6 protein-coding genes are annotated in these 13923 nt (G+C 75.9%); 1 reads left to right on the forward strand and 5 read right to left on the reverse strand.

Annotated elements, in window-relative coordinates; genetic code table 11:
• Positions 1-64 precede the first annotated feature (64 nt).
• The 5 genes from nudC to ACJ6WD_RS03375 form a co-directional block, all read right to left on the reverse strand.
• Positions 65-1000 (reverse strand): NAD(+) diphosphatase, encoded by a 936-nt coding sequence (gene nudC, locus ACJ6WD_RS03355; RefSeq protein WP_233656864.1) that lies wholly within the window; start codon positions 998-1000, stop codon positions 65-67.
• Positions 1001-1075: 75 nt separating this feature from the next.
• Complete coding sequence (locus ACJ6WD_RS03360) at positions 1076-2476, reverse strand: dipeptidase (RefSeq protein WP_407615117.1); 1401 nt, start codon at positions 2474-2476, stop codon at positions 1076-1078.
• Between the two features lie 10 nt (positions 2477-2486).
• Entirely contained in the window at positions 2487-6254 is a 3768-nt protein-coding gene (locus ACJ6WD_RS03365; protein ID WP_407615118.1) for a UvrD-helicase domain-containing protein, read from the reverse strand.
• A 110-nt stretch (positions 6255-6364) separates the two neighbouring features.
• On the reverse strand, positions 6365-9919 hold the full coding sequence (locus ACJ6WD_RS03370; protein ID WP_407615119.1) for an ATP-dependent helicase: 3555 nt from the start codon (positions 9917-9919) through the stop codon (positions 6365-6367).
• Positions 9920-10171: 252 nt separating this feature from the next.
• Positions 10172-10606 carry an MGMT family protein gene (locus tag ACJ6WD_RS03375; protein ID WP_331248702.1) on the reverse strand — a complete coding sequence of 145 codons (435 nt, stop codon included), beginning with the start codon at positions 10604-10606 and terminating at the stop codon, positions 10172-10174.
• Between the two features lie 231 nt (positions 10607-10837).
• On the opposite strand from ACJ6WD_RS03375, the gene ACJ6WD_RS03380 reads away from it, so the two are divergent.
• Positions 10838-13834, forward strand: coding sequence for a lysylphosphatidylglycerol synthase domain-containing protein (locus tag ACJ6WD_RS03380; protein WP_374206768.1), 2997 nt, complete (start codon positions 10838-10840; stop codon positions 13832-13834).
• The last annotated feature ends 89 nt before the right edge of the window (positions 13835-13923 follow it).

The raw sequence follows: 13923 nt of genomic DNA on the forward strand, positions 1-13923 counted from the left end.
CCGACGGCCCCGTGCCGTCCGCCGGCCGGGGGTGCGGTGATCACCGCACCCCGGGCCGCACGGGTCACGGCTTGGGCAGCGGCTGCCCGTACCAGCGCTCGATCAGCCGTGCCGCGATGGAGATGCCGTAGGGCGGCATGACCTCGCCGGAGGCGAAGGCGGCGCCGAGGTCGTCCCGGGAGAACCACCGGGCCTCCTCGATCTCCTCGCCGTCCACCTGGATCTCGGCGGAGGTGGCGCGGGCCATGAAGCCCAGCATCAGGCTGGAGGGGAAGGGCCAGGGCTGGCTGGCGACGTACTCGACCTCCCCGACGACGACCCCGGCCTCCTCGAAGACCTCCCGGGCGACCGACTGCTCGATGGACTCGCCCGGCTCGACGAAGCCCGCCAGGGTGGAGAAGCGCCCCTCGGGCCAGTGGACCTGGCGGCCGAGCAGGGCGCGGTCCTGGTCGTCGGTGACGAGCATGATCACGGCCGGGTCGGTGCGCGGGTAGTGCTCGGCGCCGCAGGCCGGGCAGCGGCGGATGTGGCCGGCGGCCGCGATCACGGTCCGCTCGCCGCAGCGGGAGCAGAAGCGGTGCATCCGCTGCCAGTTCTCCAGGGCGACGGCGTGGACGAGGAGGCCGGCGTCCCGGGGGGAGAGCAGCAGGCCGGCCTCGCGGAGTCCGGCGGCGCGGGCGGACTGGTCCAGGCGGCCGGGCAGCGCGTCCTTCTGGAGGGCGAAGTAGCTGACGCCGTCCTCGTCGGTGCCGAGGTAGTAGCGGTGGGCCTCGGTCAGCGGCGCCTCGAAGGAGGGCGTCATGATCAGTTCGGTGCGGCCGTCAGGGGTGTCGTCGATCAGCGCCTGGCCCCCGGACACGACGAAGACGCGCGTCGTCGGGTGGCTCCAGGCCGCCGCCAGCCATGCCTCGTCGAGCCGGTGGTGGGCTGAGCGGTCAATTCCGCTCGGCGCGCTGAAGGTGATCGGCCGGTCGGCCGTGCGGTCGGTCCAGGTGGTCACTGCTGTTTCCAACTCCCCCTATGGCGTGGGTGATTGCTGCGTGCGGGCGCGGAGCGGTACGGCGGTGGGCGCGGGTCAGGACGGACGCCAGGCGTCCGCCAGGTCGCCCCAGAGGTAGGCGGTGGCCTCCACGCCCTTCATCAACAGGTCGAGTTCGACCTTCTCGTTCGGGGCGTGCCAGCCGTCGGAGGGCACCGAGATGCCCAGGAAGAGGACCGGGACGCCGAGGACGTCCTGGAGGTCGGCCGCCGGACCCGAACCGCCCTCGCGGGTGTAGCGGATCTCCGTCTCGAAGGCCCGGCCCATGGCGCGGGTCACGGACTGCAACGCCGGGTGGTCGAGCGGGGTGAGGCAGGGGCGGGTGGCGCCCCAGAAGGTGATCTCGTGCCGGATGCCGGCCGGGAGCCGGTCGGCGACCCAGTCCCGGACCGCCTGCTGGACGGCCTCGGCGTCCTGGCCGGCGACTAGGCGGAAGGAGAGCTTCAGCTGGGCGGCGGCCGGCACGATGGTCTTGCTGCCCGGGCCCTGGTAGCCGCCTCCGATGCCGTTGACCTCGGCGGCGGGACGGGCCCAGATGCGCTCCAGCGTGGTGGTGCCGCGCTCGCCGAGGGTGGCGTGCGAATGCGCGGTCGCCAGCCAGCGGTCCTCGTCGAAGGGCAGCTCGGCGAAGAGCTCCCGCTCGCGGTCGGTGAGTTCGATCACGCCGTCGTAGAAGCCGGGGATGGCGACCCGCCGGTCGGCGTCGTGCAGTGCGGCGGCGAGCCGGGCCGCCTCGGTGGCCGGGTTGGGCACCGCACCGCCGAACGAACCGGAGTGGATGTCCTGGTCGGGGCCGTACAGATCGATCTGACAGTCCGTCAGACCGCGCATGCCGGTGCAGACGGTGGGGGTGTCCTCGGCCCACATGCCGGTGTCGGAGACGATCACCGCGTCGCAGGCCAGGCGGTCGGCGCGGGCGGTGACCAGGGCCGGGAGGTTCGGAGAGCCGGACTCCTCCTCACCCTCGATGAGCAGCTTGAGGTTGACGGCGGGGGCCGTCCGGCCGGTCGCGGCGAGGTGGGCGCGGACGCCCAGGGTGTGGAAGAAGACCTGGCCCTTGTCGTCGGCGGCGCCGCGCGCGTAGAGGCGGCCGCCGACGGTCACCGGCTCGAAGGGGTCGGTGTGCCAGCCGTCCTCCCGGGCGGCGGGCTGGACGTCGTGGTGGCCGTAGACGAGCACCGTCGGCGCGGTCGGGTCCCCGGAGGGCCACTCGGCGAACACCGCGGGCAGGCCCTCGGTGTCCCACACCTCGGCCACCGGGAAGCCGGTCTCCGCGAGCTTGGCGGCGAGCCAGTCGGCGCTGCGGCGCACGTCCTCGGTGCGGCCCGGGTCGGCGGAGACGGAGGGGATGCGCAGCCACTGCACGAGGTCGGCGAGGAAGGCGTCGCGGTGGTCGGCGAGGTACGCGCGGACGGCGTTGTCCGGGGTGGTGCTCATACGCCCGAGCCTATCGGCCTTCCGGGGGATACCGGCCGGGGGTCTCGCCCAGCAGGATCCGTTCCAGCCCGGCGCGGCCCGGCAGGCGGGCGGGCCGGACCACTTCCCCGGTGCGGACGAAGAGGAACGCGGCGTCCACCGCGGCGGGGTCCAGGCCGTACCGCTCGGCCCAGGCCAGGCGGTAGACGGCCAACTGGAGCGGGTCCGCGCCGCCCCCGCCCGCGGGGAGCTGCCGGCCGGTCTTCCAGTCGATGATCTCGAAGCGGTCGCCGTCGGGGCCGTGCTCCTTGTAGACCGCGTCGATCCGGCCGCGGACGACCCGCCCGGCGAGCGTCATGCGGAACGGGACCTCCACCCGGAACGGGGTGCGGTGGGCGTACGGGGTCCGGGCGAACGCCTCCTTCAAGGCCGCCAGGTCCTGTTCGTCGGCGATCTCCGCGGCCTCGCCGGGCTCGGCGCCGGGCAGCTCCTCCGGGCCGAGCAGCGGCAGCGGCAACTCCTCGAACCGGGACTGCACCCAGGCGTGGAAACGGGTGCCGCGGCGGGCCGCGGGCTGCGGGCGGCGCGGCATCGGACGGGCCAGCTCGCGGGCGAAGCCGTCCGGGTCGGCGGCGACGTGGAGCAGTTCGGTGGCGGTCAGGGAGGCCGGCAGCGGGACGTCGCGGACCCGGGCCCGGGAACTGCGCAGCTCGGCGGCGAGCGCGCCCAGATCGCGGTCCCAGGACGCCACCGTGCGGCGCTCCTCGGGCACCAGCGACGCGGACCGCTCACCCGTGGGGGCCTCCGGGCCGCCGGGGGCGGGCGCGCCCGGCCCGGGGCCGGACGCGAGGGCGGCCGGATCGGGCTCGGCGGAACGCTGGGCGATCAGGCGGGGGCGCGGGGCGGGGGCCGGCGCACCGGCCGCTCCCCCGGATTCCCCGAACTCTTGGGAGGCGGCGGATTCCGCGGAGGCGGCGGCGTACGCGTCGTCGGGGGCGCCCTCGTACGGGTCCTGGTCGTAGGCGTAGGGGTCCTCGTCGTGGGGCCCCGCCATGGCGTCCTCGTAGGGGGCGTCGTCGTAGGGAGCGTCCTCGTACGGCGGGTACGACGCGTCCTCAAGGGCGGCCGCCCACTCCTCGTCGTCCGGTGGGGGCGGCCATTCCGGGTCGTACGCGGGAGGCGCGGGGGCGGGGGCCGGGGCGGCCTGGGCGGCGAGGTGGTCGCGGACCGTGTCAGCGGCCCGGCGGCGGCGGGCCAGGGCCGCGGGGTCCAGCGGCAGCGGCCAGGGCTGGTCGGCGGCGGCCTCGGCGAGCGCCGGGTTCTCGGCACCCTCCTCGGGCGGGTCGGCCCAGACCTCGATCTCGCCGTGGCCGGCCTCGCAGTGCTCTCGGAGCGCCGTAAGGAAGGCGGACGGGCCGCGGGACCGCTTCTGACTGGGGCCCCACCAGTGGCCCGAGCCGAGCAGCAGGGAGCGCGGGCGGGTGAAGGTGACGTAGCCCAGGCGGAGCTCCTCGGTCTCCTGGTGCTGCTTCATCGCCTCCTTGAAGTCTTTGACGCCGCGGGCGGTCCACTCCGCGACGTCGGGCAGCGTCACGGCGTCGCCGCGCAGGGCGTGCGGCAGGACCTTGGCGCGGCTGATCCAGGACTCCCGGGCCTGCTCGCTGGGGAACTGCTTGGCCACCAGGCCGGGCACCGCGACCACGTCCCACTCCAGGCCCTTGGACTTGTGGGCGGTGAGCACCTTGACGGTGTCCTCGCCACCCGGGAGCGAGCTGTCCAGGCCCTTCTCGAACTGGACGGCGGTGCGCAGGAAGCCGAGGAAGGCGAGCAGGGTCGCCTCGCCGTCGAGGGCGGCGCCGCCCTCCTTGGCGGCGAACCCGGCGGCGATGTCCAAGAAGGTGCCCAGGGTCTCCCGGCGACGGGCGGCGAGGGCGTGCGGCGAGGCGGACAGCTCCACCTCCAGGCCGGTGACGGCGAGGATCCGGTGGAGCACGTCCATCAACGGGTCGGCGAGCGAGCGCCGCAGGTCGCGGAGTTCGGCGGCCAGGCGGGCGAAGCGGACCCTGGCCTCCGGGGAGAACGGCAGGCCGTCGTCGGCACCGCCGGACTCCAAGAAGGTGTCCAGCGCGTCGGCGAGCGAGATCGTCTCGGCCGGGTCGACGCCCTCGACGGCCGCGGCGAGGCGCCGCTGGGGGTCGTCGTCGGGCGAACCACCGGGCGCGGAGGTGTGGGCCAGGGCGCGGGCCCGGCGGCCGAGCAGCGCCAGGTCGCGGGCGCCGATCCGCCAGCGGGGGCCGATCAGCAGCCGGACCAGGGCGGCGTTGGCCGTCGGGTCCTGGAGGACCTCGCAGGTCGCGACCAGGTCGGCGATCTCGGGCAGGTGCAGCAGCCCGGAGAGGCCGACGACCTCCACCGGAACGTCCCGCGCGACCAACTCGCCCTGGATGCCGGCGAAGTCGGCCGCGGTCCGGCACAGCACCGCGATCCCGCCGGGCGGGGTGCCGGTGCGGACCAGGTGGGCGAGGGAGTCGGCGAGCCAGCCGAGCTCCTCGCGGTGGGTCGGCAACAGGGCACAGCGGACCACGCCGTCCCGCTCGGCGCCGGGGGCCGGGCGGAGCGCCTCCACGCCGGCGTGCATCGCGCGCAGCGGGGCGGCCAGGCGATTGGCGAGGTCCAGGAGGCGGCCGCCGCTGCGGCGGTTCTCGCTGAGGGCGAAGCGGCGGGCCGGGGTGCCGTCGGCGAACGGGAAGTGGGTGGGGAAGTCGTCGAGGTTGGCGACGGAGGCGCCCCGCCAGCCGTAGATGGCCTGGCAGGGGTCGCCGACGGCGGTGACTGCGTGCCCGGTGGCGGGCCCGGTGCCGGCCCCGGTGCCGGGTTCGGTGGCGCCGCCACCGTCGCCGCCGGCGCCGAAGAGGCCGGAGAGCAGCAGCCGCTGGGCGACGGAGGTGTCCTGGTACTCGTCGAGCAGGACGACCCGGAACTCGTCGCGCAGCAGGGCGCCGACCTCGGGACGGGTGGTGGCCAGGGTGGCCGCGAGGGCGATCTGGTCGCCGAAGTCCAGCAGGTCGCGGCGGCGCTTCTCGCGGCGGTAGGCGGCGACCAGGTCGAGCAGCTCCAGCCGGCCTCGGACGGCCTCGGGGACCTTGCGCAGCTCGGCGTTGCTGAGCTTGGCGCCGTCCAGGACCGCGAGCAGGGCGGTGTCGTGGGCGTGCAGGGCGTCCGGGTCCACCAGGTGCTCGGCCAACTCGCCGTCGAGCGCGAGGAGGTCCTCCACCAGGGTGGGCAGCGAGGTGGTGAGCGACGGGTACGGGCCGGGGGCGGCGCGCAGGGTGCGGGCGGCGAGTTGGAAGCGGGTGGCGTCGGCGAGCAGGCGGGCGCTGGGCTCCAGGCCGATGCGCAGGCCGTGGTCCTTCAGGAGCTGGCCGGCGAAGGCGTGGTACGTGGAGATCCGCGGCTCCCCGGGGGGCGCCTCGGCGGGCGGCTGCGCGCCGCCGCCGGCCGGGACGGGCGCGTCGGGGTCGGTGACGCCGGCCGCCAGCAGGGCCGCGCGGACCCGCTCGGCAAGCTCCCCGGCCGCCTTGTTCGTGAACGTCAGCCCGAGGACCTGCTCGGGGGCGACCTGGCCGGTGCCGACCAGCCACACCACCCGGGCCGCCATCACCGTGGTCTTGCCCGAACCGGCGCCGGCCACGATGACCTGCGGGGCGGGCGGGGCCGTGATGCACGCCGTCTGCTCCGGGGTGAACGGGATGCCCAACAGCTCCTTGAGCTGCTCGGGGTCGGTGATGCGGGCTGACACATCGAACACCGTAACGGCCGGCACTGACATTCCCGTCATGACCGGCGTCCGGGCAGGTCAGCACGGTGCACGCAACCCGTCGGGGCGCGCGGTGAGGGCCGGCGGCCGGCTCACTCCACGATCTGCCGGCCCTCCGGCAGCGCGCTGCACGAGGCCCGGAACGCACAGTGCGTGCAGTGCGCACCGGTGGTGGGCGTGAAGCGCTCCTCCAGGACGCGGCCGGCGGCGGTGGCCAGCAGGTCGCCGACCCATTCGCCGTCCAGCGGGGGCTGCGCCTGGACGGCCGGCAGCGCGTCGCCGCCCTCCTTGCGGGGCGCGCCCAACCGCAGGTGGACCAGTTCGGCGCCGCCCGGCTCCGGCCGGTCCCCGTCGACGGCGTCGTCGAGGGCGCCCTCGCGGACCGCGAGCTGGTAGACGGCGAGCTGCGGGTGGCGGAGGACCTCGGGCCCGGTCGGCTTCTGCTTGCCGGTCTTGAAGTCGACGACGTAGGCGCGGCCCTGGGCGTCCGTCGACACGTGGTCCATGCTGCCGCGGATGCGGACCTCGTAGGCGCCGGCGGCGAGGGTGACGTCGAAGCCGTGCTCGGTGGCGACGGTGCGCCGGCCGAGGGTCTCGCGCTCCATGACGTGCCAGCGCAGGAAGCGCTCCAGGGCGGCGCGGGCGCTGTCCTTCTCCTGGCGGGACTTCCACGGGGCGTCGAAGGCGAGCGCGTCCCACACCGAGTCCAGCCGTGCCATCAGGACGGACAGGTCGGCCGGGGTGCGGCCGGAGGCGACCTCGTCGGCGAGGACGTGGACGACGTTGCCGAAGCCCTGGGCGGCGGTGGCGGGGGCGTCGGCCTTCACCTCGCGTCCCAGGAACCACTGGAGGGCGCAGGTGTTCGCCAGTTGGTCGAGGGCGCTGCCGGAGAGCACCACCGGTCGGTCGCGGTCGCGCAGCGGGACGGCGTTGTCGGTCGGCTCGTGCAGACCCCACCAGCTGTCCGGGTGCGCGGCCGGCACCAGGGGGTACCCGTCGTCGTCGCGCAGCGCGGCCAGCTTGGCCAGCCGCTCGGCGGCGGCGTCGCGCAGCGCCGGACCGGCCTCCGGGTCGACGGTGGTGGCGCGCAGCTCCGCGACGAGCGCGGCCACCGTCAAGGGGCGGCGGGGCCGCCCGGTGACGTCCTGGGGGGTGACGCCCAGTTCGGTGAGGAACCGGGACGGCTGGTCACCGTCCTCGGCGGCCGCCTTCACGGCGGTGACCACCAGGCGTTCCCGGGCCCGGGTCGCCGCCACGTAGAACAGCCGGCGCTCCTCGGCGAGCAGGGCGCCCGGGTTGAGCGGTTCGGCCAGGCCGTCCCGACCGATCCGGTCCGCCTCCAGGAGCGAACCGCGCCGGCGCAGATCGGGCCAGAGCCCCTCCTGGACCCCGGCGACCACCACGAGGCGCCATTCCAGGCCCTTCGCGCGGTGCGCGGTCATCAGCCGGACCGCGTCGGGGCGGACCGTCCGGCGGGTGAGGGTGTCGGCGGCGATGTCCTGGGCGTCCAGTTCCTCCAGGAAGTTGCGGGCGCCGCGGCCGCCGGTGCGCTCCTCGGCGCGGGCCGCGGTCTCGAAGAGCGCGACCACCGCGTCCAGGTCGCGGTCGGCGTTGCGGCCGGCGGCGCCGCCGCGCCGGGCGGCCCGCTCCAGCCGCCCCGGCCAGGGAGTGCCGTCCCACAGCTCCCACAGCGCCTGCTCGGCCGTCCCGCCGCCGGCGAGGAGTTCGCGGGCCTTGCGCAGCAGCAGGCCGAGCCGCTGGGCCCCGCGGGCGTATCCGGGATCGTGCGCCACCAGCCGCTCGGGCTCGGCCAGCGCGCGGGCGATCAGCTCGTCGGAGGGCGGCGGCAGCGGCCGGCCGGCCGCCCGCTCCTCCTCGCGCAGCGCCCGGCCCAGCCGCCGCAGGTCGGCGGCGTCCATGCCGCCCAGGGGGGAGGTGAGCAGGTCTATGGCGGTCTCGGCGTCGATCCGCGGGGCGGTGGCGCGGTCCGGGGCGTCGGTCGTCTCCGCCGCGCCCGCCACGACGGCGTCGGACGCCTCGGCGGCGTCCACGGAGGTGTCCTCGGCATCGTGGGCGTGCCCGGCCTGCTCGGCGTGCTCGGCGGCCACGGCCGTCACGGCGTCTGCCGCCTCGACGTCGGCGGCGGTGTCGCCGCGCGCGGCCCCGCCGGTGGATCGCTCGGCCGGCGCCCCCGCGGCCACCCGCAGCGCGGTCAGGAGCGGGCCGACCGCCGGTTCGTGGCGCAGCGGCAGGTCGTCGCCGTCGATGTCGAGCGGGACCCCGGCGGCGGTGAGCGCCCGGCGCAGGGTCGGGATCGAGCGCCCCCCGGCGCGCACCAGCACGGCCATCTCGCGCCAGGGCACCCCCTCCTCCAGGTGGGCCCGGCGGAGCAGGTCCGCGATGTTGTCCAACTCGGCGCCGGGCGTCGGGTACGTGTACGCCGCGACCCGGCCGCCGTCCCGTACGGGCGTCGGCTCGCGGTGGGCGCGGACGGCGGCGGACGGCAGGCGGGTGAGCGGCATCCGGCGGGTGATCAGCCGGGTGGCGGCCAACAGGGCGGCGCCGGAGCGGCGGGAGGTGCGCAGGACGGCCACCGGGGCTGGTTCCCCGTCGGCCCGCCGGAAGGTCTCCGGGAAGTCGAGGATGCCGTTGACGTCGGCGCCCCGGAACGCGTAGATCGACTGGTCGGGGTCGCCGAAGGCGAGCAGCGTGCGCCCCGGGGAGCCGGCCGCGGCCGGCGCGCCCTGGTGGCCGGCGAGCGCCCGCAGCAGCCGCACCTGGGCGACGTCGGTGTCCTGGTACTCGTCGACGTAGACCGCGTCGTAGGCACCGGCCAGTCGGGCGGCGGCCTCCGGGCCCTCCGCCAGCAGCACCGCCCGGTGCACCAACTCGGCGTAGTCCAGCACCCCCTGGGCGTCCAGGACGTCGAGGTACTCGGCGAGGAAGGCGGCCGCGGCCTGCCAGTCGGGGCGGCCGGTGCGGCGGGCGAAGTCGCCCAGCGCGTCCGGGTCCAGGCCCAGCTCCCGGCTGCGGGCCAGCACCGCGCGGACCTCGTCGGCGAAGCCGCGGGTGGTCAGGCAGGCCCGCAGCTCGTCCGGCCAGCCCGCCCGGGCGCGGCCGGCGCCGGCCAGCTCCGCCTGCCCCTCCAGGAGCTCGCGGACGACCAGGTCCTGCTCGGGGCCGGACAGCAGCCGCAACGGGTCGGCGAAGAGGTCCGCGTCCTGATGGGCGCGGACCAGGGCGTAACAGAAGGAGTGGAAGGTGGTGGCCTGGGGGACGCCCGTCCGGCGCCCACCGGGTCCCTCGGGGAGCCCCTCCGCGTCGGCCAGGCGCGCCGCCAGCCGGTCGCGGAGGGCCACCGCGGCCTTCCGGCTGAAGGTGAGGACGAGGATCCGCTCGGGGTCGCCGCCCTCCCGGATGCGGCGCACCACGGATTCCACCAGGGTCGTGGTCTTGCCCGTCCCCGGGCCGGCGAGGACCAGCAGCGGGCCGTCGCGGTGCGCCACCACCGCGCGCTGGGCGTCGTCCAGGTCGGGGGGCGCGGTCCGCTCCGGCGGGGTGCGCACCAGGCGGTACGCGCCGGGGGCGCCGCGCCGCGCCGCCGCGCGGGGCTGCGCCGGCCCGACGGCCGGAAGGGAGGAACTCACGTGGATCGCCGGTCCTGGGAGGGAGGTGCTGGTCGTGGTGCGGACGGTGCCGGACGGTATCGCCGGGCGTCCCGGCCGTCGGGACGGTCGCGGTGGACCGCGGCCGGGACGGCAGTCCTCGACCGTACCGGGTCGGGGAGCCGACCGGGCCGACCGCGGGTCCGGCCGCCGGCCCCGGGGAGCCGCGCGGCCGGGTCTGCCGGCAGGGCTCCCGCCGCCGCCCTGCCGGCCGACGGCGGGAGCGCCGGTGCGCTACGCCCCGTCGCCGCCGTCCCACCGGGCCCGCCGCATGTCGATCCGCGGTATGTGGCCCTCGGACGCGGCCGGGGCGCCCTTCAGGGGCGTGCCCTCGTCCCGGTAGTGGGCCAGGGCGCGCAGTTCGCTCCCGGGCAGCAGCACGCCGTCCGCGCGCACCACCCGCCACCACGGCACCGCGCCGCCGTAGAGGGCCATCACCCGCCCCACCTGCCGGGGGCCGCCCGGCGCCGGCCCCCGGGGGTGCTCCTCGTCCTTGAGCCACTCGGCGACGTCGCCGTACGTCATGACCCTGCCGGGTGGGATCAGCTCGGCGACGCCGAGGACCCGCTCCGCGTAGTCGGGCAGCTCGACCGCGGTGCCCGGTGCGTCGTCCGGCGCGGCCCGGTCACCGGCGGCGCCGGCGCTGTGCGTGTCTCCGGTCCCCTTCATTCGGTCCATCCTGCCGCACAGCACCGACAATGGGCTTGGACGCCCGATCCGCACCGGCCGGGGCGGCGCGGAGCAGGGCGGAGGCGGCGGTGCGGTGGCTGTCACGGCGGTCACGGCCGCAATGGCTGTGATGGCTGTAGTGGCTGAGGTTTCACTTCCCGTGGCCCCCAAATGCACCCTGATGCCTCCCCGGACCGGACGGCCGTGCCACCATCTTCCGGACGGTGACTGGTGATACGAGATCAAGAAGAGACGGCCGAGCAGCAGGGTGCGGCGCCTCCGCGGGAGGCGGGCGCCCCTGACGTGCTGGTCACCGGCACCGCCCCGGAACCGACCGCGGGGACCGCGCAGCCGCACGGGCCGCGGGCGGCGGGGAAGGGGAAGCAGCGACGGAAGCCGACCACGGCTCCCGCTACCGAAAAGGCGAGCACGATCGAGAAGGCCGAACGACCCGAGGCGTCCGCGAGGCCGGACCGGCCCACGGCGCCCGAGCCACCCGAGCGGCACGAGCCCGTCCGGCAGACGAAGGAGGGCGAGCACGGCGACCAGCCGCCGGACGAAGGGCTGGAGCACCACAAGACCGCCGACGACGCACCCCGCACGGGCCCGCACCGCTGTGAGGACGGGCTCCAGGGCACCGGCGAGTTCCACGTCGACCGCCTGGCGGTGGACGAACCGCTGCTGCCGGCACGTGTGCACCGCCCCGCCGACCTGCTGCGGCTGCTGCTCGGCATCGCCGGGATCGCACTGGTGCTGGCGCTGGCGACCTTCGCACACGGCACCACCCAGGGCCTGAAGAACGACATCGGGCAGGGTGCCGGGGCGGCCCCGCCGCTGCTGATCAACCTCGCCGGACTGGCGTCCAGCGTCCTGGTGCTGATCGTGCCGGTGGCGTTCGCCGTGGAGCGGCTGATCAAGCGGGACGGGCTGCGGATCGCGGACGGCGTGCTGGCCGCCGTCCTGGCGCACGGGGTGTCGCTCGCCACCGACCTCTGGGTCGCCGAGGCCGCCCCCGCCTCGATCCGCAGCGCGCTCACCCAGCCGCTGGCCAACGGGTCGCTCTCCGCGCCGGTGCACAGCTACCTGGCGCCGGTGATCGCGTACATGACGGCGGTGGGGATGTCCCGGCGCCCCCGTTGGCGGGTGGCGATGTGGTGCGTCCTGTTGCTGGACGCCTTCGCGGTGCTGATCGGGCGGTACACCACCCCGTTCGCGATCGTGGTAACCGTGCTGATCGGCTGGACCGTCGCCTTCGGCACCCTCTACGCGGTCGGCTCGCCCAACGTCCGCCCCACCGGCCAGAACCTCCTCGCGGGCCTGCGCCGGGTCGGCTTCCGGCCGGTCAGCGCGATGCGCGCGGAGGACGCCGGCAGCCCGGAGCACACCGACCGGGGCCGCCGCTACCTCGTCACCCTGGAGGACGGGCCGCCGATCGACGTCACCGTCGTCGACCGCGAGCAGCAGGCGCAGGGCTTCTTCTACCGGGTGTGGCGCCGGCTGTCGCTGCGCGGGATCAACCAGCGCCGCAGCCTGCAGTCGCTGCGCCAGGCCCTGGAGCAGGAGGCGCTGCTGTCGTACGCGGCGATCGCCGCCGGGGCCAACGCGCCCAAGCTGATCGCCACCTCCGAGCTGGGCCCGGACGCCGTGATGCTGGTCTACGAGCACATCGGCGGCCGCACCTTCGACGCGCTGGCCGACGAGGAGATCACCGACGCGCTGATGCACAGCGCCTGGCGCCAGGTGGCCGCGCTGCAGTCGCGGCGGATCGCGCACCGGCGGCTGGTCGGCGAGGCGCTGCTGGTGGACCGTTCCGGCAACATCGTGCTGACCGACCTGCGGGGCGGCGAGATCGCCGCCGGCGACGTGGTCCTGCGGATGGACATCGCGCAGCTGCTGGCCACCTGCGGACTGCGGGTCGGCGCGGAGCGGGCGGTCGCCGCGGCCGTCGAGGTGCTCGGGCCGGACGCGGTGGCCGACAGCCTGCCGCTGCTCCAGCCGATCGCGCTCAGCCGCACCACCCGGGCCACCCTGCGCCAGCTGGCGCGGGACCGGGCCCAGCGGGAGCGCGAGGCGGTGCTCGCCGCGTCGCAGGCCGCCAAGGAGGCGCGGGAGGCCCGGGAGGCCAACGGCCCCCAGGACCGCAAGGCGCTGCGGGCGGTGCGCAACGCCGAGAAGAGCGCCGAGAAGCGGGCCCTGGAGGAGGCGTCGGAGGAGGCCCTGGAGGAGGACCTGCTCGCGCAGATCCGCCGGCAGGTGCTGCTGATCCGGCCGAGCGCGGTGATCGAGCCGGCGAAGCTGGAACGGCTCAGCCCGCGCATCCTGATCAGCTGGATCGCCGGCGCGTTCGCCGCGTACGTGCTGCTGTCGCAGCTCACCAACTTCAACCTCGGCGACGTGATCAACCAGGCCCGGTGGGTGTGGGTGCTGGTGGCGGCGTTCTTCTCCGCGCTGACGTACGTCGCGGCGGCGATGAGCCTGCTGGGCTTCGTCACCGAGAAGGTCTCGTTCCTGCGGACGCTGCTCGCGCAGGTCGCGGGCGACTTCGTGAAGCTGGTGGCGCCCACCGCGATCGGCGGCGTGGCGCTGAACACCCGGTTCCTGCAACGGGCCGGGGTGCGTCCGGGGCTGGCGGTGGCGAGCGTCGGCGCGTCCCAGCTCTTCGGGCTCGGCAGCCACATCGTGCTGCTGCTGGCGTTCGGCTACCTGACGGGCACCGAGCACGCCCCGCAGATCTCGCCGTCCCGGACGGTCATCGCCGGTCTGCTGACGGTGGCCGTGCTGATCCTGGTCGTCACGGCGGTGCCGGTGCTGCGGAAGTTCGTGGTGACCCGGCTGCGGTCGCTGTTCGCCGGGGTGGTGCCGCGGATGCTGGACATCCTCCAGCGGCCGCGGAAGCTGGTCACCGGCATCGGCGGGATGCTGCTGCTGACGGTGGCGAACGTGATGTGCCTGGACGCCTCGATCCGGGCGTTCGGCGGCGGCGACCAGATCAGCTACGCGGGCATCGCGGTGGCCTTCCTGGCGGGCAACGCACTGGGGTCGGCGGCGCCGACGCCGGGCGGGGTGGGCGCCGTGGAGGCCGCGCTGATGGGTGCGCTGACCATCGGCGGGCTGCCGGCCGAGACGGCGCTCCCGGCGGTGCTGCTGTTCCGGCTGATGGTCTTCTGGCTGCCGGTGCTGCCGGGCTGGATGGCCTTCAGCTTCCTGAGCCGCAAGGGCGAGATCTAGGGCCCGGCCGGCCGCCGTCACCGGCGGGCCGGCCGGCCGCAACGACACGACGGCGCCGGTCCGTATCGCACGGACCGGCGCCGTCACGC

The sequence above is a fragment of the Streptomyces sp. VTCC 41912 genome, from assembly GCF_045799175.1.
Classification (GTDB): domain Bacteria; phylum Actinomycetota; class Actinomycetes; order Streptomycetales; family Streptomycetaceae; genus Streptomyces; species Streptomyces albulus_C.